General features: G+C 71.0%; 20 protein-coding genes. 13 read left to right on the forward strand and 7 right to left on the reverse strand.

From position 1 onward, the window contains the following. Positions 1 to 226: 226 nt before the first annotated feature. Positions 227 to 514, reverse strand: coding sequence for a DUF3040 domain-containing protein (locus tag ACFXJ8_RS22560; RefSeq protein WP_379645892.1), 288 nt, complete (start codon positions 512 to 514; stop codon positions 227 to 229). 132 nt (positions 515 to 646) lie between these two features. On the opposite strand from ACFXJ8_RS22560, the gene ACFXJ8_RS22565 reads away from it, so the two are divergent. The 4 genes from ACFXJ8_RS22565 to ACFXJ8_RS22580 all read left to right on the forward strand — a co-directional run bounded on the left by ACFXJ8_RS22565 (position 647) and on the right by ACFXJ8_RS22580 (position 8,360). Continuing rightward, positions 647 to 3,529: an Rv2578c family radical SAM protein gene (locus ACFXJ8_RS22565; RefSeq protein WP_379645893.1), complete on the forward strand. Its 2,883-nt coding sequence runs from the start codon at positions 647 to 649 to the stop codon at positions 3,527 to 3,529. A 72-nt stretch (positions 3,530 to 3,601) separates the two neighbouring features. Further along, complete coding sequence (locus ACFXJ8_RS22570; protein ID WP_379645894.1) at positions 3,602 to 3,724, forward strand: hypothetical protein; 123 nt, start codon at positions 3,602 to 3,604, stop codon at positions 3,722 to 3,724. 76 nt (positions 3,725 to 3,800) lie between these two features. Beyond that, complete coding sequence (locus ACFXJ8_RS22575) at positions 3,801 to 6,878, forward strand: PDZ domain-containing protein (protein WP_379645895.1); 3,078 nt, start codon at positions 3,801 to 3,803, stop codon at positions 6,876 to 6,878. A 120-nt stretch (positions 6,879 to 6,998) separates the two neighbouring features. Then, entirely contained in the window at positions 6,999 to 8,360 is a 1,362-nt protein-coding gene (locus tag ACFXJ8_RS22580) for a glycosyltransferase family 4 protein (protein ID WP_379645896.1), read from the forward strand. Positions 8,361 to 8,534: 174 nt separating this feature from the next. On the opposite strand, the gene ACFXJ8_RS22585 is transcribed toward ACFXJ8_RS22580, so the two are convergent. The 3 genes from ACFXJ8_RS22585 to crcB (ACFXJ8_RS22595) all read right to left on the reverse strand — a co-directional run bounded on the left by ACFXJ8_RS22585 (position 8,535) and on the right by crcB (ACFXJ8_RS22595) (position 10,164). Next, the gene (locus ACFXJ8_RS22585) at positions 8,535 to 9,245 is read right to left on the reverse strand and encodes a S1C family serine protease (protein ID WP_379645897.1); all 711 of its coding nucleotides are present in this window, start codon (positions 9,243 to 9,245) and stop codon (positions 8,535 to 8,537) included. A 47-nt stretch (positions 9,246 to 9,292) separates the two neighbouring features. After that, complete coding sequence (crcB, locus tag ACFXJ8_RS22590; RefSeq protein WP_379645898.1) at positions 9,293 to 9,652, reverse strand: fluoride efflux transporter CrcB; 360 nt, start codon at positions 9,650 to 9,652, stop codon at positions 9,293 to 9,295. Between the two features lie 68 nt (positions 9,653 to 9,720). Next, positions 9,721 to 10,164, reverse strand: a complete 444-nt coding sequence (crcB, locus tag ACFXJ8_RS22595) for a fluoride efflux transporter CrcB (protein WP_379645899.1) — start codon at positions 10,162 to 10,164, stop codon at positions 9,721 to 9,723. A gap of 87 nt (positions 10,165 to 10,251) precedes the next feature. Between crcB (ACFXJ8_RS22595) and ACFXJ8_RS22600 the strand changes: the two genes are divergently transcribed. Continuing rightward, positions 10,252 to 10,989, forward strand: a complete 738-nt coding sequence (locus ACFXJ8_RS22600; protein ID WP_379645900.1) for an HNH endonuclease family protein — start codon at positions 10,252 to 10,254, stop codon at positions 10,987 to 10,989. Here the strand turns inward: ACFXJ8_RS22600 and ACFXJ8_RS22605 are convergent. Next, positions 10,952 to 11,770, reverse strand: coding sequence for an SGNH/GDSL hydrolase family protein (locus tag ACFXJ8_RS22605; protein WP_379645901.1), 819 nt, complete (start codon positions 11,768 to 11,770; stop codon positions 10,952 to 10,954). The genes ACFXJ8_RS22600 and ACFXJ8_RS22605 overlap by 38 nt on opposite strands. Before the next feature lie 176 nt (positions 11,771 to 11,946). Here ACFXJ8_RS22605 and ACFXJ8_RS22610 point away from each other — a divergent pair, with 176 nt between their 5' ends. Further along, a complete protein-coding gene (locus ACFXJ8_RS22610; protein ID WP_379645902.1) occupies positions 11,947 to 13,164 on the forward strand; it encodes an isochorismate synthase MenF in 1,218 nt (405 codons plus the stop codon). Between the two features lie 10 nt (positions 13,165 to 13,174). Here ACFXJ8_RS22610 and ACFXJ8_RS22615 read toward each other — a convergent pair whose 3' ends face one another. Then, positions 13,175 to 13,798 carry a YigZ family protein gene (locus ACFXJ8_RS22615; protein WP_379645903.1) on the reverse strand — a complete coding sequence of 208 codons (624 nt, stop codon included), beginning with the start codon at positions 13,796 to 13,798 and terminating at the stop codon, positions 13,175 to 13,177. A gap of 72 nt (positions 13,799 to 13,870) precedes the next feature. Between ACFXJ8_RS22615 and ACFXJ8_RS22620 the strand changes: the two genes are divergently transcribed. From ACFXJ8_RS22620 to ACFXJ8_RS22650, 7 genes are all read left to right on the forward strand, one after another. Continuing rightward, a complete protein-coding gene (locus ACFXJ8_RS22620) occupies positions 13,871 to 14,209 on the forward strand; it encodes a YciI family protein (protein WP_379645904.1) in 339 nt (112 codons plus the stop codon). Further along, a complete protein-coding gene (locus ACFXJ8_RS22625; RefSeq protein ID WP_379645905.1) occupies positions 14,206 to 15,414 on the forward strand; it encodes an RNA polymerase sigma factor in 1,209 nt (402 codons plus the stop codon). The genes ACFXJ8_RS22620 and ACFXJ8_RS22625 overlap by 4 nt, the downstream gene beginning before the upstream one ends. Before the next feature lie 39 nt (positions 15,415 to 15,453). Beyond that, the gene (locus tag ACFXJ8_RS22630; protein ID WP_379645906.1) at positions 15,454 to 16,260 is read left to right on the forward strand and encodes an alpha/beta fold hydrolase; all 807 of its coding nucleotides are present in this window, start codon (positions 15,454 to 15,456) and stop codon (positions 16,258 to 16,260) included. A 21-nt stretch (positions 16,261 to 16,281) separates the two neighbouring features. After that, positions 16,282 to 16,851, forward strand: a complete 570-nt coding sequence (locus tag ACFXJ8_RS22635) for a TetR/AcrR family transcriptional regulator (protein WP_379645907.1) — start codon at positions 16,282 to 16,284, stop codon at positions 16,849 to 16,851. After that, positions 16,848 to 17,375: a hypothetical protein gene (locus ACFXJ8_RS22640; protein WP_379645908.1), complete on the forward strand. Its 528-nt coding sequence runs from the start codon at positions 16,848 to 16,850 to the stop codon at positions 17,373 to 17,375. Before ACFXJ8_RS22635 ends, ACFXJ8_RS22640 begins: the two co-directional genes overlap by 4 nt. A gap of 88 nt (positions 17,376 to 17,463) precedes the next feature. Further along, positions 17,464 to 17,739 carry a hypothetical protein gene (locus tag ACFXJ8_RS22645; RefSeq protein WP_379645909.1) on the forward strand — a complete coding sequence of 92 codons (276 nt, stop codon included), beginning with the start codon at positions 17,464 to 17,466 and terminating at the stop codon, positions 17,737 to 17,739. Positions 17,740 to 17,753: 14 nt separating this feature from the next. Further along, positions 17,754 to 18,833 (forward strand): tetratricopeptide repeat protein, encoded by a 1,080-nt coding sequence (locus ACFXJ8_RS22650; protein WP_379645910.1) that lies wholly within the window; start codon positions 17,754 to 17,756, stop codon positions 18,831 to 18,833. A gap of 23 nt (positions 18,834 to 18,856) precedes the next feature. On the opposite strand, the gene ACFXJ8_RS22655 is transcribed toward ACFXJ8_RS22650, so the two are convergent. Continuing rightward, positions 18,857 to 19,267: a MarR family winged helix-turn-helix transcriptional regulator gene (locus ACFXJ8_RS22655; protein ID WP_379645911.1), complete on the reverse strand. Its 411-nt coding sequence runs from the start codon at positions 19,265 to 19,267 to the stop codon at positions 18,857 to 18,859. Positions 19,268 to 19,320: the final 53 nt, after the last annotated feature.

The raw sequence follows: 19,320 nt of genomic DNA on the forward strand, positions 1-19,320 counted from the left end.
GACAGACCCGGAGCGCTGGCCGTACACCAGCAGCTCTCCGGGCGGCGCGGACAGGGCCGGGGCGTCGGCAACCCGCCCAGGACATGGGCCCAGGGAGCATCGCCGGGGCAGGGCGCGCCGCCCGCCGGAGGGTCTGGGACGTCGGGCATAGACCCTGCGACGCGGTACCAGCGGAGGCATGGACACCCGGCGGGGGACGGCCAGGACCTGGCGGATGCGGCTGCCGTCAGAAGGCCAGCGCGGCGGCCTCGTGGCGCAGAACCAGCACGAGCAGCGTAGCCACCAACGTGGCGATCAACAGCCAGCTGATCACGATGATGACGGTCGAGCGGCGCGGGCGGCGTGTGGGGACTTCCTCACCGCTGGCCTTGGCCGCGCGGCGGCGCTCGGACTCCTCGCTGCGCCGCACGCGGTCGTTGAACGACTCCAGCCGCGCGACGAGTCGCGGATCCTCGTCGACGAGGTGGCGCTCGATCTGTGCCAGCATCCGCTCCTCGTCCTGCGACCAGGCCATAGTGCACCTCCGAACGCAAGCTCTGTGCCCCGTTTCCTGCCCAACCGTGAAGATCATTATCCGTTCCGAGGGCAGTGAATTACGGGCTCTTTCCAGTTGCGATCACTATCGAACCTGCGTTCTAATCATGTCATGCGCTGGGACAACCTGCGTCTCACCGACGCCGGCGACGACGATTCCGCCATGCCGCTGTTCGCTCGCGGCGCGGTGGCGCGCACGTTCGACACTCCCGAGTTCAAGGGGATGACCTTCTACGAGATCCACGCCAGATCGATCATCAACAAGGTCCCCGCTGCCAGTCGCGTGCCCTTTTCCTACACGATCAACCCTTACAGGGGGTGCAGCCACTCCTGCACCTATTGCCTGGTGGGCGACACTCCCGTCCTGATGGCCGACGGGACCACCAAACCCATCGCCGACCTGCGTCCCGGCGACCTGATCATCGGTACGGCCGAGCGCGACGGATACCGGCGCTACGTCACCACCAAGGTCCTCGACCACTGGTCGACGATCAAGCCCGCATACCGGATCACCCTCGCCGACGGCACAACCCTGGTGGCCAGCGGCGACCACCGCTTCCTGACCACCGGAGACAGGGGCTGGCGCCACGTGACACGCGGGAGCGTCTGCGCGCGCCTGGATGCCGACGACGAGCGAGGTGCGACCACGGACGCGTTGCCGAATGGTGATGGCGGTCACCGGCACGCGGGCGCGGACGACGATCCGTCCCGCGTCGCACCGAGCGACAGCAAGGGACCGCCTGCGACCGTGGACGCCGGCCCACGCTACGCCTCCCCGACCACCGGCGGAGACCGGCATGCGACGCTGGATGACGGCCAGAGCCGCGTCTCGCCGATCAGCACCGAAGAGCCGCGTACGACCATAGACGACCGCCAGAGCCACGTGACACCCACCGACGGCGGCGACCAACATGCGACGCTGGATGACGACCAGAACCACGTCTCGTCGATCAGCACCGGGGGGCCGCGTACGACCGTAGATGACCGCCAGAGCCACGTGACACCCACCGGCGGTGGCGACCGACATGCGACGTTGGATGACGGCCAGAACCACGCGCCACCAATCGGCGGCGAGGGCTGCCCGGCTAGCGCGGGCGACCCCCCCTGCCGCGTATCACCGATCAGCGACGGAGACGGGCATACGAGCGACGGTGACGGCCCCCGCCACGTCTCCTCTGCCAGCGGCGGGAAGCGGCTCTCGACTGCGGACGACGCGGGACGCGTGGGCGCGGGCGGCGTCCGGCCTGCTCTGACCACCGACGACCGCCTGGTTGGCGTGGGACGCTTCGCCGAGCCGCCCAAGCGGGACGAAGACTACGAGCTCGGCTACCTCGCGGCCATGGGGTGCGTCGCCAGAAGGCCAGAAGGCCACGAGGAGCCGACAGCAGGCGAAGGGACGACAGCGGGCGAAGGTGTGGCGCCGAACGAAGGGGCGGCGACCGAAAGCCGTGTGAAGACGGTGACAGGCGACACGGCCACGGCGGCTGCGGGTGGCGCGATCACGACGGCCGCATTCCGTACGGCGACGACGGCCGCACCTCCGACGGCGGTGGCGGGGAGCCGCATCAGAATGGCGGTCGCGCGCACCGACGAAACGGCGGCGACCGACGGGGCGGAGCAGCACACGGCCGAGCAGCACACGGCCGAGCAGCACACGGCCGAGCAGCACAGAACAGGGCAACCCGGAGCAGGGCAGCCCAGGACGGAGCAGCCCAGGACGGAGCAGCACGGGGCGGTGGCGGGAAGTGAGGAGGTGCCGGAGGGAGCGAGCGAAAGGACCGCCGGTTCCGCCGTCGCGGAGAGCACGCGGTTCCCCTCCCGGGAATGGGCGAAGGGATTTCTCGCGGGAGCCTTTGACAGGCACGGGCCGGGACTCGGGCTCGACGACCGCGACGTCCGCGACCACGGCGGCGGCGACCGCGGTGACCGCGACGGCGGCGACGGCGACGACGGCGGCAGGCTGATCAGGCGCTGTCTGGGCGAGCTCGGTCTCACCCCGCCCACGGTCGGCGACACCGCCGGGCGGTTGCGCTTCTTCCACACCGTCGCCCCGGCCACCGCGTGGGAGCCTGACCTCGACGGCGTCGCGGTCACGACCGCGGAAGGCCTGCGGGTGAGGTCGGTCGAGCCGTTGGGCGTCGATCTGCCGATGTTCGACATCACGACGGGCACGGGCGACTTCATCGCCGACGGCGTCGTCTCGCACAACTGTTTCGCCCGCAAGACCCACGAATACCTCGACCTCGACGCGGGCCACGACTTCGACTCCAAGATCGTGGTGAAGGTCAACGCCGCCGAACTGGCCCGTAAGGAGCTGGCCGCGCCCCGCTGGAGCGGCGACCACATCGCGATGGGCACCAACGTCGACTGCTACCAGCGAGCGGAGGGCCGCTACCAGCTGATGCCCGGCATCCTGCGGGCGCTGGGAGAGGCGGCCAATCCGTTCTCCGTTCTCACCAAGGGCACGCTCATCCTGCGCGACCTGCCGTTGCTGGTGCAGGCGGCGCGGGTGACCGAGGTGAGCGCGGCGGTGTCGGTGGGCTTCCTCGACGAGGGGCTCTGGCGGGCGGTGGAGCCCGGCACGCCCAACCCGAGGAGGCGGCTGGAGGTCTGCCGGCGACTCAACGACAGCGGCATCGCCTGCGGTGTGCTGATGGCGCCGATCCTGCCCTACCTGTCCGACGCGCCAGAGCAGTTGGCGGAGACGGTCGGGCAGATCGCCGCGGCAGGCGCGACCCACGTCTCGCCGATCGTGCTGCACCTGCGGCCGGGAGCGCGCGAGTGGTTCCTCGGCTGGCTCTCGCGCGAGCATCCGCGGCTGGTGCCGCGCTACCTGGAGCTGTACGGCAGGGGCGCCTACGCGCCGAAGGCCTACCAGGACAAGGTGACGGCCCACGTCAGGCACCTGGCCGAACATTTCGGGATCGGCCGTTCCCCCTCATGGCGGATATCACCGGACAAGCCCCCTCAACCCGAACAATTGTCCCTCTTGTGAGACAAAGTAGCCATTTGGGTATTACGGCGATGGTGCCCGAACAGCGGGCTGAGACCTCGGGGGTAGAGAGCAATGGCAGAGCCGCGCAAGAAACCCGCCGCCAAGACCGGCAAGGCCAAGAAGGCGAGCATCAAGGCCACGCGTCTGTCGAAGAACGCCAAACGCGAGGCCGGCAAGAAGCCGGAAGGCGAGTAGGTTCCCCCACTCCACGACGGTGCGATCATGATCAGGCAGCCGGGCGCCCGTCCGGCTGCCTGATCACGGAGCGACCATGACGGCCTACCTGCGTTTCCCAGCGATCTTCAAAGACGTCGTCGTCTTCGCCGCGGAGGACGATCTGTGGATGGTCCCCGCGCGGGGCGGCCGCGCCTTCCGGTTGACCGCGGGCCTGGCCGAGGCCGGATACCCCCGCTTCTCACCGCGCGGCGACCAGATCGCCTTCGTCGGCAGGGAGGAGGGCCCCGAGGAGGTCTACGTCATGCCCGCGGGCGGCGGGGCGGCCAGACGCGTCACCTTCCACGGCGCCCGCTGCACGGTCAGCGGCTGGGACCCCCACGACAGGGTGCTGTACGCCAGCGATGGCCAGCAGCCGTTCGAGGGGCAGAAGTGGCTGCACAGGGTACGGCCCGGCGGGATGCCTGAGCGCCTGCCGTACGGGCCTGCCACCAGCATCAGCCACGGACCACGGGACATGATCGTGCTGGGCCGCAACACCGCCGACCCGGCCAGGTGGAAGCGCTACCGGGGCGGCACGGTCGGCGACCTGTGGATCGACCCGACGGGGCAGGGCGACTGGCGGCGGCTGATCAGCCTGCCGGGCAACCTCGCCTCGCCGTGCTGGAGCGGCGAGCGGGTCTGCTTCCTGTCCGACCACGAGGGCACCGGCAACGTCTACTCGTGCGCGCCTGACGGCTCCGACCTGTGCAAGCACACCCACCATCGCGACTACTACGCCCGTAACCTGTCCAGCGACGGCCACACGCTCGTCTACCACGCGGCGGGCGACCTCTACGTTCTGGAGCTGGAGGGCGAGGCCCGGCGGGTGGAGGTGCTGCTGGCCAGCTCCCGCACGCAGCGCAACAGGCGCTTCGTCGAGGCCGCCGACTACCTCGACAGCGCGACTCCGGGCCCCGACGGCAGCGCGCTGGCCATCACCACCCGCGGCAAGGCTTACACCTTCGCCGGCTGGGAGGGTCCGGTCCACCAGCACGGGGAGGTCGACGGCGCCCGCTACCGCTTCCTGACCTGGACCAGCGGGGGCGGTCTGGTGGCCGCCGTCAGCGACGACGGCGACCGCGAGGTGCTCGTCCTGCTCGACGGCAGGAGTCAGACCCGCCTCGACCGGCTCGACACCGGGCGCGTCACCGACCTAGTCGCCGCGCCCGAGGGCGAGCTGATCGCGCTGACCAACCACCGGCACGAGCTCCACGTCGTCGACCTGGCCCAGCGGACCGCCACCCTCGTCGAGGCCAACCCGCACGCCGCGATCGAGGACCCCGCCTGGTCGCCCGACGGCCGCTGGCTGGCCTACGCCGCGCCCACCAGCGCCCAGCACACCGCGATCAGGCTGCATCACGTGCCCTCGGGCCGTACGGTGACCGCCACCCACCCGGTGCTCAAGGACTTCGGGCCGGCCTTCGATCCCGAGGGCGACTACCTCTACTTCATCGGCCAGCGCGTGTTCAACCCCGTCTACGACGCGCTGCAGTTCGACCTCGGCTTCCCGCTCGGCACCCGGCCCTACGCGATCGCGCTGCGCGACGACGTGCTCTCCCCGTTCGTGCCCAAGCAGCGGCCGCTGACGGAAAAGGACGACGATGAGGAGGAGGACGACGGCGGGGACGAGCCGGGCGAGCTGGTCATCGAGGTCGAGCGCCTGCCGTACCGGATCACCGCCTTTCCGCTGCCGGAGGGGCGCTACGAGCGGCTGGCCGGGCTCAAGGGCAAGGTGCTGATCCTGTCCAGCCCGATCGAGGCCGACGACGGCACGCTGCACCTGTTCGACTTCGACAAGCAGAAGAACGAGGCCTTCGCCGACGACGTCAGCGACTTCGTGCTGGCCGCCGACCACAGGAGCCTGCTGTATCGCTCGGGCGACCGGCTGCGGCTGCTCAAGGCCACCGAGGTGCCAGACGGCGACGACGAGGGGCATTCCAGGCAGAGCGGGTGGATCGACCTGTCCCGCGTCAAGGTGTCTCTCAGCCCCGAGGCCGAGTGGCGGCAGATGTTCCGCGAGGCGTGGCGGCTGCAGCGGGAGAACTTCTGGTCCGCCGACATGGCGGGGCTCGACTGGCAGGCCGTCTACGACCGCTATCTGCCGCTGGTCGACCGGGTCACCACCCGCGGCGAGTTCTCCGACCTGCTGTGGGAGCTGCAGGGCGAGCTCGGCACCAGCCACGCCTACGAGAGCGGCGGCGAGTACCGGCCCGGGCCCGACTACACCCAGGGCAAGCTCGGCGTCGACTGGGAGTTCCGCGACGGCGCCTACGTCATCGGCCACATCGTCCAGGGCGACCCGTGGGATCCGCAGGCCACCTCGCCGCTCAACAGGCTCGGTCTCGACGTACGGCAGGGCGACGCGCTCCTGGCCGTCAACGGCATCCCCGTCGGCGAGACCATGACCCCCAACCAGGCGCTGGTCAACCAGGCGGGCCAGGAGGTGGAGCTCACCCTCGCCAGGCAGGGCCGTACCTTCACCGCGACCGTGCGCGCCATCGCCGACGAGCAGCCGGCCCGCTACCGCGACTGGGTCAACCTCAACCGCGCCCGCTGCCACGAACGCAGCGGGGGCCGTGTCGGCTACGTCCACATCCCCGACATGGGCACCGCGGGTTTCGGCGAGTTCCACCGCGCCTACCTGGCCGAGTACGACCGGCAGGCCCTCATCGTGGACGTCAGGTTCAACGCGGGCGGCAACATCTCCGCGCTCCTGCTCGACAAGCTCGCCCGCCGCCGCGTCGGCTACGACCATCCGCGCCGCGGCGACGCCGAGCCGTACCCTCCGGAGTCGCCGCGCGGGCCGCTGGTGGCCATCACCAACGAGTGGGCGGGCTCCGACGGCGACATCTTCAGCCACACCTTCAAGCTGCTCGGCCTCGGCCCGCTCATAGGCAAGCGCACGTGGGGCGGCGTCATCGGCATCTGGCCGCGCCACCGCCTGGCCGACGGCACGCTCACCACCCAGCCGGAATATTCCTTCACCTTTATCGAGGGCGGCAAGGAAGTGGAGAATTATGGGACAGACCCCGACCTAGAGGTCGATATCACCCCGCAGGACTACGCCCGCGGCATTGATACGCAGCTGGAGACAGCCATCGATCTCGCGATGGAACGGATCTTTCACAGCTAACCTTCAGTCTTTGCAACCTTCTACATCATTTACGCGTCTAAAGGGCGAAAGCGGGGGAACGCGCCACGGGGACAGACAAGCGCGTGAGCCCGGAGGCAGACGAGAAGGGGATCTCTACAGGTGCGTGCACTGGCAGGCAAGGGCAAGGCGGCCGTCTACCGGCTGTTCGAGGCCAACAACCGAAGGCGCGAACGCGCCGCGCCACCCCCGTCCACACACCAGATCAGGATCCTGCTCCTGCACGCGTACGGCATGGGCGGCACCATCAGGACGGTGTTCAACCTGGCCAGCTACCTGGCCTCGACCGGACGCGACGTGGAGATCGTCTCCATCCTCAAGGAGGCGGAGGAGCCGTTCTTCCCCATCGACCCGAGGGTGAAGTTCCGTTTCCTCGACGACCGGCTCGTCCCGCGTACCGGTCTGCGCGGCCGGCTGTCGAAGATGCCCAGCAAGCTCATCCCGCCGCAGGAGGCGGCCTACCACCGCTTCAACGTGTGGACCGACCTGCAGCTGGCCCGCTGGATCCGCTCGGTCGACACCGGCGTCATCATGGCCACCAGGCCCGGGCTCAACCTGGCCCTGGCCCAGCTGGCCCTGCCGAGCGTCATCACCATCGGCCAGGAGCACGTGGCCCTGCAGGGACAGCCGCAGGAGGTGCAGGAGCTCATCAAGCGCCGCTACCGCAACTTCGACGCGCTGGTCACCCTCACCAAGGCCGACCTGCGCGACTACCGCGAGACGCTGCGGCGCAAGCCCAGGAAACTGGCCCGCATCCCCAACGCCGTGCCGCCCATGACCGGCGAGATCTCCAAGCTGGACAGCAAGGTCGTGGTCGCCGTCGGCCGGATGACCAGGCTCAAGGGTTTCCACCGCCTGATCACCGCGTGGGAGACCGTGGCCGCCGCCCACCCCGACTGGACGCTGCGCATCTTCGGCGCGGGGCCGCAGGAGGACAACCTGCGCGCCCAGATCGCCGAGGCCGGGCTGCAGGACAAGATCGAGCTGCCGGGGCCTACCGCCGACGTCGGCGCGGAGCTGGAGAAGGCCTCGATCTTCGCGCTCAGCTCCCGGCACGAGGGCTTCCCCATGACGATCCTGGAGGCGATGGCCAAGGGGCTGGCGATCGTCAGCTTCAACAGCCCTCACGGGCCCAAGGAGATGATCACCAACGAGGTCGACGGGCTGCTGGTCAAGCCGCGCACCAACGCCAACCTCGCAGCCGCCCTCATTCGCGTCATCGAGGACGAGGAGCTGCGTCACCGGCTGGCCGAGAGTGCCTTGGCGACGGCCGCCACCTACGACGTGGAGTCCGTCGGCGCCAAGTGGGACGCGCTGCTGGAGGAGCTGCTGGCCCGCCGCAACGGCACCTACGTCAAGCCGGCGCCCGCCGTACCCGCGCAGGAGGCGCCCGTGTCGCCCGCCGAAGCCGGGACAGCCGTGAGCGCGAGCGAACACCATGAATGTGCCGGTCCTCTCCGGTAGAGTCGGCTCGTTCCGCGATAGCCAAGCGGGACATGCTGGACGGCCGCCGGGCGGGCGGTCGCAGCGCGGGGAGACTTCTAGGGGTTGCCCGAGTCAGTGAACCGCGAACCACCAGACCCGACCTCGAGGTCGGGAGTTGGAATCCCTCGCCTTCAGCTCAGGCGGGGGAGGACGTCAAACCGTCTCCAGCTCCACTACTCTCAGCGCCTGCCGCTGTCCCGTCCGCGCCCGCATCGGTTCGGGCAGCGGCGCGGGCGAGGTCACCAGGCCGAGGAAGGCTCGGCGCACCTTCCCCTCCCTGATCAGCGCGGCGATGATCGACCGTGTCGTGGAGTTCATGGGTACGGCCAGGCCCACCCCGATCCCCGCCACGGCCGTGTTGACGCCCACCACCCTGGCCTGCGAGTCGGCCAGCGCCCCGCCCGAGTTGCCGGGATTGAGGGCCGCGTCGGTCTGGATGACGTCCTCGATCAGCCGCCTGCCCACCGGCAGCGACCTGCCGAGCCCCGAGACCACGCCCGCGGTCACCGAGCCCGCCAGGCCCAGCGGGTTGCCCACCGCGACCACGAGCTGGCCGACCACCAGGCCGTCGCTGTCGCCCAGGACGGCGGGCGGCGGCGTCGCCCCCTGGGCCCTGATCACCGCCAGGTCCGACAGCGGGTCGCGCCCGACGACCACGAAGTCCCCGGCCGAGCCGTCGCCGAAGGCCACGCTGCCCGTCCGGGACGAGCCCACCACGTGCGCGTTCGTCAGCAGGAAGCCGTCGGCGGTGAACACCACGGCCGAGCCGCTGCCGCTGCCCGCGCGCACGCTTGCCACCTTCGGCATCAGTTCGGCGGCGACGGAGGAGACGGTGCGGGAGTAGGGGTCGAGGGGATCGGACATGCGAGACCTCCCGAGGTCGATTACACGATTACACGGTAACTCGCGCCTCATCCGATGGCGATCGCCAGCACGCCCCCGAGCGTCGCGGCCCCGAGTCCCGCCAGGACACTGATCACGACGTTGGCCACCGCCAGCGGCCGCATCCCCTCCTCCGCCAGCCGTACCGTCTCGAAGCCCAGCGTCGACCAGGTCGTCAGCGCGCCGCAGAAACCCGTGCCCGCCAGCGTCATCACCCCCGACGACACCTGCGCGGCGGCCAGGAACCCGAGCACCGCGCAGCCCGTGACGTTCACCGCCAGCGTCCCCCAGGGGAATGGCGAGGTGAGCCGCGCCTGTATCCACCGGTCCATCAAGTAGCGCAGCGGCGCGCCCACCGCGGCGCCCAACGCCACCAGCAACACGCTCATCGCCACACCGCCCGCTTGCGAACGGCTCGCGAGCCCGCTCATCCCAGGACCGCTCATCCCAGGACCGCTCATCGCAGGGCCGCTCTGGCGAGGCGGATGCCCGCCAGCACCGCCGCCAGCGCCACGAGCACCGTGGCCGCCAGGTACACCAGTGCCATGACGGCCGCGCCCGAGGCGAGCAGCCGCTGCGCGTCGACCACGTACGTCGAGAACGTGGTGAACCCACCCAGCACCCCCACCCCCAGCAGTGGTCGGGCCAGCGGATGCGCCCCCGGCCGTTCGGTGATCACCACCATGAGGATCCCGATCAGCAGGCATCCCACCACGTTCGTCACGAACGTCGCCCACGGGAAGGCGCCGGCCGCATGAGGGAAGGCGACACCCAGCCCGTACCGCGCCAGCGCCCCCGCCATCCCGCCGACGGCGATCGCCGCCAGCACCCGCCATCGCGGCGGCCCCGCCTCGTCACCGAGGTCAGGGTCACCGAGGTCAGGGTCGATCGGCTCCTTCACCGCACCTCCCACTGGAAGACCTGTGTCAAATCCCGCTGAAGCGGGAATTTAGTCAACCTGTGCCCATGGATGGCCGGGAGGCGCCACTTGAGCACGCGGGACGCGGTCGTCGTGCTGACCGCCGCCGTACTTCTGGCAGCCCTTCTGGGAAAGCAACCCGAGCAGACGGCCATCGCCGCGGCCACCCCGCTCGACAATCCCGACGGCACCCGTCCGGGCCTCGCCCCCATCACCAGCGCGGGCGACAGGACCGACGCCCGAAACCTCATCAGCCGGTTACGCGTGAAGGGCATGGGACCCAAGACCGGTTACAGCCGTACCCGCTTCGGCGACAACTGGGCCGACACCGCCGCCGGCCTGCCGTACGCGGGCAACGGCTGCCGCACCCGCGACGACCTGCTCGCCCGCGACGGCCACGACCTGGCCTACCGCAAGGGCTCCCCCTGCGTCGTCGTCGCCCTCAGCCTCGACGACCCCTACACCGGACGCACCATCGCCTGGCGCAAGAGGCACGCCGACGACATTCAGGTCGACCACGTGGTGCCGCTGTCCTACGGCTGGCGGATGGGCGCCACCCGCTGGCCGCCCGCCAAACGCCTGCGCTTCGCCAACGACCCGCTCAACCTGCTGCCTGTCGACGGCGACACCAACGAGGCCAAGGGCGGCTCCGGCCCCGCCTCCTGGCTGCCGCCCCAGCGCCGGGTCCGCTGCGCCTACGTCGTCCGCTTCGCCCAGGTGGCGCTGAAGTACGGCCTGGCCGTCACCAGAGCCGACAAGGCCACCATGCTCAGACAGTGTCGTCCGACCAGTCGAACCCGTTCTTGAACGTGATGTCGGACAGCACCCGCTGCCCCTCGGAGTTCGGGTGGAAGTAGTCCCACTTGCTCACCAGATCAAGCGTGAACGGGTAGGAGAAAACCGCTCCCCCGTCCGTACGGCACCGCGGCCCGAACGCCGCACACGCCCGCGCCCACTCCTGGTTGAACGCCATCACCCTGGCCCGCACCCGCGCCCGCCGCCGCACATCGGCCCGCTTGGTCGAGGTCGGGTTGGCCAGCATCGCCTGGCAGACCCTGCCCAGCCCCCAGAACGTCCGCGCGATCGCGTCGTCCTTGCCCACCCTCCACAACCGCCGCAGATCGGGAATGCTCGCCACGAACACCCTCGCCTGCGGGAGTTCCGCGCGCAGCCTGCCCATCGCCGCCCGCACCCGCTGACTGAACACCGTGACGGAGGTCATCGCCTGCTCGGTCCGCACGCACGCGTCCTGTGCGCCCAGCAGGATCGTCAAGTACCCGGCCTTGGCCTCGATCGCCCTGTCGACCTGGCCCATCAGGTCGGCGCTGGTCGAACCGGGCGAGGCGAAGTTGCGGTTGTGGCCCAGCATCGCGGGACCCCGCTCGGCCAGCCGTACGTAATGGCTGCGCACCTGCGCGTTGTCGCCCGCCGACCATGAGCGCGACGTGCACGAGACGTACCAGCCGCAGGCGTTGAATCCCGCGCTCACCGAATCGCCCAGCGCCGCCATCACCTCGGGCACCGGCTCCGCCGCGACAGGACCGGACCCCGAGACCAGAATCACAGCGGCGAGCACGCGAAGGATCATGGCCCCAAGGTAGGGACCGGCGCCGGGCCAGGCCACGCCTCGAACCCACTTCCTATCGAGGCTTGACACAACCAGGTTGAGCCCTATACCACTGGGTGTCCGAATTTCCCCTCTACGGTGGGGCATGGTGGGGGGCCTGAATCGAACACGTTCAGTTCCGTCATAGCATGTCTTGAGTGAGTGTCGCGCTCGGAATAACCCGCCCTCTGCCGGTTCGCACCATCCCGATCGGGGACCCCGGCAACCTGCTCTCCCGCCTGCCCTCCACCGCGCCCTACGCGTGGATCAGGCACGGCGAGGGCCTCGCCGGCTGGGGCGAGGCCGCCAAGGTGACGGTGCCGCCAGGCCCCGACCGCTTCGGGTGGGCACGCCAGTGGCTCACCTCCGTCTTCGGCGACGCCCACACCCGAGGCGGCATCGGCCCCGTCGCCTTCGGCACCTTCACCTTCGACGAGAACTCACCAGGCTCCACTCTCGTCGTCCCCCAGACCGTCCTGACCCGCCGCGACGGGGAGGCCTGGATCACCACCGTCGGCGACCCCGGCCCGGCCGAGCCGCTCACCCCCATCACCTTTCCGGGTCGCATCAGTTACGGCGACGGCAGCCTCACCGCTCCCGCGTGGGAGACCATCGTCGCCCGCGCCGCCCGGCGCATCCGCGAGGGCGAGCTCGAGAAGGTCGTGCTCGCCCGCGACCTCACCGCCACCGCCCAGCACCCCATCGACGTCCGCCTGCTGCTCACCCGCCTGGCCGAGCGCTACCCCGACTGCTACACCTTCTCCGTGGCCGGGCTCGTCGGCGCCACCCCCGAGCTGCTCATCCGCCGCACCGGGCAGCAGATCGAATCACTCGTCCTGGCCGGCACCACCGCCCGCGGCACCAACCCCGCCGACGACATCGCCCGCGGCGCGGCCCTGTTCGCCTCCACCAAGGACCGGCACGAGCACGAATGCGCCATCGCCTCGGTCCGCGAGGCGCTCACCCCGCTGGCCGCCAAGCTCAACGTGCCCGACGAGCCCGAACTCCTCGTCCTGCCCAACCTCCAGCACCTGGCCAGCCACGTCACGGGCACCCTCGCCGACGGCGCCTCCGTCCTCGACGTCGTCGCCGCCCTGCACCCCACCGCCGCCGTCGGCGGCACCCCCACCGACACCGCCATCAGGCTCATCCGTGAGCTCGAAGGCATGGACCGCGCGGGCTACGCGGGACCCGTCGGCTGGATCGACGCCCACGGCGACGGCGAATGGGGCATCGCGCTGCGCTCGGGCATCGTCGAAGGCCGCCGCGCCCGCCTGTTCGCCGGCTGCGGCATCATGGGCACCTCCGAGCCCGCCAGCGAGCTCGCCGAGGCGCAGACCAAGTTCCGTGTCATGCAGTACGCGCTGGAGGGCTGAGCCCGACGCCTCACTCTTCGGGGACGTGGATCGCCGCCTCGACCGCGACCGCGGCCCGACCGGCGGTCAGCGTGGCCACCCAGTCGGTGAAGGAGGCCACCTGGTCCTCCCCCACCGCCACCGAGAACGACACCTCGGCCCCGTAGCCCACCTCCCGCACCGGGTACGGCGACGCGCGAAGGTCGTTCTCCAGCCGCCCGGCCTGCTCGTGCCCGACCGCCACGCGCACGAGCTTGGCGGGCACCATCCGCACGGGCTCCACCCGGTCGAGGGTCTCGGTCACCGCCGAGCCGTACGCTCTGACCAGGCCGCCCGCGCCGAGCAGCACGCCGCCGAAGTAGCGGGTCACCACCGCGACCACGTCGTTGAAACCGCGCCCCACCAGCGCCTGCACCATCGGCGTGCCCGCGGTGCCGCCCGGCTCGCCGTCGTCGTCGCCCTTCTGCAGCCGCTGGCCGATGACGTAGGCGGTGCAGTTGTGGGTCGCGCCGGGGTGCAGCCTGCGCCGCTCGGCGATGAACGCGGTGGCCGCCTCCACGCTCTCCGCCGGCGCCATGGCGCAGATGAAGCGTGACCTCTTGACCTCGGTCTCGTGCTCGGCGGGGGTTTTCAGGGTGAGGTAGGGAAGGGCCACCGACTCAGGCTAGCGCCTTTACAATGTAGATTCCTTGGAGGGTTGTCGGTGCCGGAAAGTAAGCTCGAGGGCGTGAAGTACGTGCTGATGATCGGTTCCGACGTCTCCGCGCCGCCCGAGGTCCTCGAAAGCCAGCAGCGGGCGGGCTGCGGCGGCTGGAGCGAGGAGATGGAGGCGCGGGGCGTGGTGCGCGGCGGGGCGGGGCTGCGGCCCAGCTCGGAGGCCACCACCGTGCGGGTGCGTGAGGGCCGTCTGCTGCGGACGGACGGGCCGTTCGCCGAGACCAAGGACCAGATCGGCGGCTTCGTCGTCATCGAGTGCGCCGATCTGGAGGAGGCCGTCGAGATCGCCGCCAAGCACCCGTCCGCCCGCTTCGGCCAGATCGAGATCAGGCCCGTCTGGGAGCCATGACGGGCGCGGGTGACACCGCGCGGCGGACCGTGATCGAGGAGGTCTTCCGCGCGGAGTGGGCGCAGGTCGTCGCCACCCTGATTCGGGTGACGGGCGACTGGGACCTGGCGGAGGAGTGCGCCCAGGACGCCTTCGCCGCGGCCATGGAACGCTGGCCGGGGGAAGGCGTCCCCGACAGGCCGGGCGCGTGGCTGACCGTCACGGCCCGCAACCGGGCCACCGACCGCCTGCGCAGGCAGGCCGTCGGCGCCGCCAAGCTCCGCGAGCTGGCCGCGACCGCGCCCGGACCGCAGCCGGAGGTGGACGACTTCCCCGACGACAGACTGCGGCTGATGTTCACCTGCTGTCATCCGGCGCTGTCCTTCGAGGCGCAGGTCGCGCTCACCCTGCGCACCCTGACGGGGCTCGGCACCGAGGAGATCGCCCGGGCCTTCCTGGTGCCGGAGCCCACGATGTCGCAGCGACTGGTCAGGGCCAAGCGCAGGATCAGGGACGCGGCGATCCCGTTCGCCGTGCCGCCCCCCGAACTGCTGCCCGAACGGCTCGACGCCGTCCTGGGCGTGCTGTATCTGCTGTTCAACCAGGGTTACACCGCGCACGGGCTGTGCGACGAGGCCATCGGGCTGGCCAGGCTGCTGGCCGCGCTCCTGCCCGAGGAGCCTGAGGCGGGCGGGTTTCTGGCCCTGATGCTGCTGCACGACGCCAGGCGGACGGCCAGGCTCGACGGCGAGGGCGTGCTCGTCACGCTCGACCGCCAGGACCGCAGCCGGTGGGACCGCGCCCAGATCGACGAGGGCGTGGCCGTCCTCGACTCGTGCCTGGAGCGCGGCCGCCCCGGGCCGTACCAACTCCAGGCCGCCATCGCGGCCTGCCACGCCACCGCCGCCACCGCCGAGGAGACCGACTGGAGGCAGATCCTCCTGCTGTACGGCACGCTGGCGCGCCTGCTGCCCTCCCCCGTGGTGGAGCTCAACAGGGCGGTGGCGCTCGCCATGGTCGAGGGCCCGCAGGCGGGTCTCGGCCTGGTCGGCACGCTCACCGGCCTCGACGGCTACCACCTGCTGCACGCCACCCGCGCCGACCTGCTGCGCCGCCTCGACCGGCCGGCCGAGGCGGCCGAGGCCTATCGCCGGGCGATCGCGCTGGCGGGTGAGGAGGCCGACCGCCGCTACCTGCGCGGACGGCTGGCGGAGATTTTCCGCTGACCTCTGTCGGTCCCGGCCCGTCTCGTTCGTCGGTGGGGCATGAACACCACAACGATGGACGTCAATGGGGTGCGGCTCGCCGTGGAGACCTTCGGCGAGCCCGCCGACCCCGCCATCCTGCTGATCGGCCCCTCCCTGCTGTGGTGGCCCGAGGAGTTCTGCCGCGGGCTCGGCGGGTTCGTCATCAGGTACGACCCGCGCGACTGCGGCCGGTCGGCCGTCTCCGCCGCGCAGGCTCCGCCGTACACGCTGCGGGATCTGGTGGCCGACGCGGCGGCGCTGCCCGCCGCGTTCGGCGCGCGCCGGGCGCACGTGGCCGGGCTCTCCACGGGCGGCTGGATCGCGCAGTTGCTCGCCCTCGACCACCCCGCTCTCGTCGCCTCCCTCACGCTGATCGCCACCAGGCCCACCGCGCCGGGGCCCGCCGACCCCGACCTGCCCGAGCACGCCGAGCACGTGATGGCCTACGTGAAGAACGGTCTCGACTGGTCGGACCGCCGGGCGGTGGTCGAGCACCTGGTCGGCTTCGAGCGGATCATGGCGGGTGCCGGTCCCTTCGACGAGGACGCGGCCAGGAGAAGGGCCGAGCGCCACCGCGACCCGCTCGCCGCCACGGTCAACCTCGCCTACGTCGACCACGGCGCGCGATGGCGCGAGCGGCTGGGTGAGATCAGCGTGCCCACGCTGGTCGTCCACGGTGAGGCCGACCCGTTCTTCCCGATCGGCAACGGTGAGGCGCTGGCCAGGGAGATCCCGTCGGCCCGCCTGCTGGCCGTGCCGGGCGCGGGTCACGTGCTGCCCCGGCAGGCGTGGGAGGCGATCGCCACCCACTTGATAAATGACTGACCGGTCATTCATAATAAGCCCATGCCCAAGAGAATCGACCACGGCGCGCGCCGCGAGGAAGTCCTCGCGGCCGCGGTGCGGGTGTTCGCGCGCAAGGGCTTCGCCGCCTCGCGCATCGACGACGTCGCCGCGGAGGCGGGCATCGCCAAAGGCAGCGTCTACCTCTCCTTCGACAGCCGAGACGCCCTGCTGAAGGCCGCCTTCGAGTCCTACGCCGCCCTCGCCGCCGACGTGCTCGCCGACCTGGGATCCGGTCCCGCGCTCGACCGGCTCGCGACGCTGGTGCGGCGGATCGTCGCGATGCTGGCCGCCCACCCCGACCACGCCCGCGTCCTGGTGGACCTGTGGGCGTCGGGGCAGCCGCTCGACATGGCCGCCGTCTACCGCGACTACCGCGCCGTCATCGAGAACCTGCTACGCCAGGCGCGCGAGGAGGGGGCCCTGCGCGCGGGCATCGGCCCCGAACACGCCGTGGTCGTCGTCGCCGCCGTCGAGGGCTGCCTGCTGCAGTGGCTCGTCGACCCCGAACTGCCGATCGCCGACCTGGCCGGCCCCGTCATCGACGTCTGTGTGGAAGGAATCAGGGCATGACGCTCACCGAACACCTGATCGCCCCCGGCGCCACCAGGGGCGAGGCCGTGCTGTCGTTCGGCACAGCCTTCGCGGGCGGCGCGCTGTCGGTGGCGCTCGCGCTGACCGCGGCGCTTCCGGCGCCGGCCGTCGCGGTGATCGCGGTCATCGCCTTCGACCTGTACGGCGGAGCCGTCGTCAACGCCACCCACGCCGCCAAGCTCCGCTTCCACCGCCGGGGCCGTACGGCCAGGCACCACGTGGGTTTCGTGGCGGTCCACGTGCAGCCCTTCGTCCTGGCCTGGGCGGTGCCGGGGTTCACCTGGACGGCGGCGGCCGTGATCTACGCCTCGGCGCTGGCGGCGGCGCTGGCGGTGACGGCGGCCCCGCTGCCGCTCCGCAGACCCGCCGCGTTCGCCGCCACCGCGCTCGCGCTCGTCTGGACCACGGCGGTGGCGGTGCCCGGCGCGCTGGCCTGGTTCGCGCCCGTCCTGCTGATCAAGCTCCTGCTCGGCCACCTGCTTCCCGAGGAGGCGGCGGCCTGATGTTTTCTGGGCCAGTCAAGTCGGATGAAAGGGATTTGTAACCGGAATCGAGTACAAAGCTCGCATCAACCGGTGAACGGAGACGCACATGTCCGCACACGACAGCGAGCCGCGGACCGAGACCAGACGGCGGCTGGCAGCGGGACTGCTCACGCTCCTGCTGTCGCTGTCCACCGGCGCGGCAGCGGCCACCGCAGGCTCGGCCGACGCCGCTACGGCCGACGCCCCTGTGGCGGACGCCGCTGTGGCCGACGCCGCTACGGCCGATGCCGCTACGGCCGACGCCGCTGTGGCCAGACCCAGGCCCGACAGGTCGGGCAAGCTGATTCTCAACCACAACGAGACCGTCCTGGCCCGCGCCTGAAAGCGCCACGACTCATGGCAACCGAGCACACCGTCATCGACTACCTGACCGAAGCCGCCCGGCACAGGAACGCCGGCGACTACTCCGCCGCGTTGGAGCACGCCGTCCAGGCGCGTACGTTGCTGACCGAAGGCGGCACGGCCGCGGCGCTGGCCGGGGTCCTGCTGATGGAAGGCGGGCTGCGGCGGCACCTCGGTGACCTGACGCGGGCCGCCGACACCCTCGACAGGGGGCTCGCGCTGGCCGAACAGGGACAGCCCACGGCCGAACAGACCCGGCTGCTGCTGAACCTCCAGGCCGAGCTCGCCGCCGTCCACCGCAGCGGAGGCGACTACGAGCGCGCCGAACGGCTCCTGCGCGCGGCCATCGCCCGCGCCGAACGGCTGCCGGGGCCGGAGCCTCCCGAGCTGGCCAACCTGCTCAACGAACTGGCCGTGACGTTCAAACACAGCGGCCGCTTCGCCGAGGCCGAACAGCTCTACCTCAAGGTCCTCGCGCTGCTGGAGCAGGCGCTGCTCCCCCACCACCTCGACCTGGCCGCCGTCCACCACAACCTCGGCGGGCTCGCCCACGCCAGAGGCGACTTCGCCGCCGCCGAACCGCACGCCCGCCGTTCACTGGCGTTGAGCGAGAACGCCCTCGGCGCCGATCATCCCGTGGCCGCCGCCGACCGTGCCGCCCTGGCCGCGATCCTGGACGCCCTCGGCCGGCACGAGGAGGCTGAGACGCTGCTGCTGCAGGCGCTGGCGGTCTTCACCCGCGTCTACGGTGACGACCACCACGACATCGCCGTCACCTGCAACAACCTGGCCGCGATCGCCTACCGGCGCGGCGAGCTGGCCAGGGCCGAGCAGCTCTACCGGCGCTCCCTGGCCATCAAGGGGCGGACGCTCGGCGCCGTGCATCCGGAGCTGGCTCCGACGCTCAACAATCTGGCGCTGCTCAGAGAGGATCAGGGCGACCGGGCGGAGGCCGCGGCGCTCTATCACCGTGCCATCGCGATCCTGGAGGGCGCCGTCGCGCCCGACCATCCCGTGCTCGCCACCTGCCGCGCCAACCACGCCGCACTCGAACGCGCGCAGGGCGGTCGATAAGAGCGGCCCGTGCCTCTCGTTCCTCAGCCGCCCAGGTTCGCCGACATCCTGGTCAGGACGTCGATGGTGGAGGTGTACTCCTCGGGGTCGATCCCCTCGGTCACTTTCGTACGGCCGGCCGAGATGCGGTCGAGCAGGACCGCGTGGGCCCGCCGTCCCTCCTCGGTGAGGGCGACCGGCTCGCCCGTCTCCAGCCAGCCCTTCTCGCGCAGCTGTTCGACGTACGGCCGCAGCGACGGCTCCTCGTCGCTGAGGAAAGGGCTGAGCTCGGCGTCGAGGTCGGCCACCGAGCGCGCCCGCCTGGCCAGGACGTTCATCACCTGCCAGTGCCGCCGTGTCACCCCTTCCACCGCGAGCAGGTCGTCCAGCGAGCCCTCGATCAGCTCGTGCAGATGTTTGACCCAGTAGCCGATGGGCCGGTCCACGTTCCGCATGTGTCCTCCACTCGTACATGTCTTATGACAACTATATGTACAAATACATGTAG

This window comes from Nonomuraea sp. NPDC059194, assembly GCF_042754765.1.
Classification (GTDB): Bacteria; Actinomycetota; Actinomycetes; order Streptosporangiales; family Streptosporangiaceae; genus Nonomuraea.

Bases quoted from the DNA above. Each gene is read 5' to 3' on its own strand.
- ACFXJ8_RS22630 (WP_379645906.1), top strand. From the start codon at position 15,454: ATGAACACCACAACGATGGACGTCAATGGGGTGCGGCTCGCCGTGGAG.
- ACFXJ8_RS22605 (WP_379645901.1), bottom strand. From the start codon at position 11,770: ATGATCCTTCGCGTGCTCGCCGCTGTGATTCTGGTCTCGGGGTCCGGT.
- ACFXJ8_RS22570 (WP_379645894.1), top strand. From the start codon at position 3,602: ATGGCAGAGCCGCGCAAGAAACCCGCCGCCAAGACCGGCAAGGCCAAG.
- ACFXJ8_RS22625 (WP_379645905.1), top strand. From the start codon at position 14,206: ATGACGGGCGCGGGTGACACCGCGCGGCGGACCGTGATCGAGGAGGTC.
- ACFXJ8_RS22650 (WP_379645910.1), top strand. From the start codon at position 17,754: ATGGCAACCGAGCACACCGTCATCGACTACCTGACCGAAGCCGCCCGG.
- ACFXJ8_RS22655 (WP_379645911.1), bottom strand. From the start codon at position 19,267: ATGCGGAACGTGGACCGGCCCATCGGCTACTGGGTCAAACATCTGCAC.
- ACFXJ8_RS22640 (WP_379645908.1), top strand. From the start codon at position 16,848: ATGACGCTCACCGAACACCTGATCGCCCCCGGCGCCACCAGGGGCGAG.
- ACFXJ8_RS22560 (WP_379645892.1), bottom strand. From the start codon at position 514: ATGGCCTGGTCGCAGGACGAGGAGCGGATGCTGGCACAGATCGAGCGC.
- ACFXJ8_RS22565 (WP_379645893.1), top strand. From the start codon at position 647: ATGCGCTGGGACAACCTGCGTCTCACCGACGCCGGCGACGACGATTCC.
- ACFXJ8_RS22645 (WP_379645909.1), top strand. From the start codon at position 17,464: ATGTCCGCACACGACAGCGAGCCGCGGACCGAGACCAGACGGCGGCTG.
- ACFXJ8_RS22575 (WP_379645895.1), top strand. From the start codon at position 3,801: ATGACGGCCTACCTGCGTTTCCCAGCGATCTTCAAAGACGTCGTCGTC.
- ACFXJ8_RS22635 (WP_379645907.1), top strand. From the start codon at position 16,282: ATGCCCAAGAGAATCGACCACGGCGCGCGCCGCGAGGAAGTCCTCGCG.
- ACFXJ8_RS22585 (WP_379645897.1), bottom strand. From the start codon at position 9,245: ATGTCCGATCCCCTCGACCCCTACTCCCGCACCGTCTCCTCCGTCGCC.
- crcB (WP_379645898.1), bottom strand. From the start codon at position 9,652: ATGAGCGTGTTGCTGGTGGCGTTGGGCGCCGCGGTGGGCGCGCCGCTG.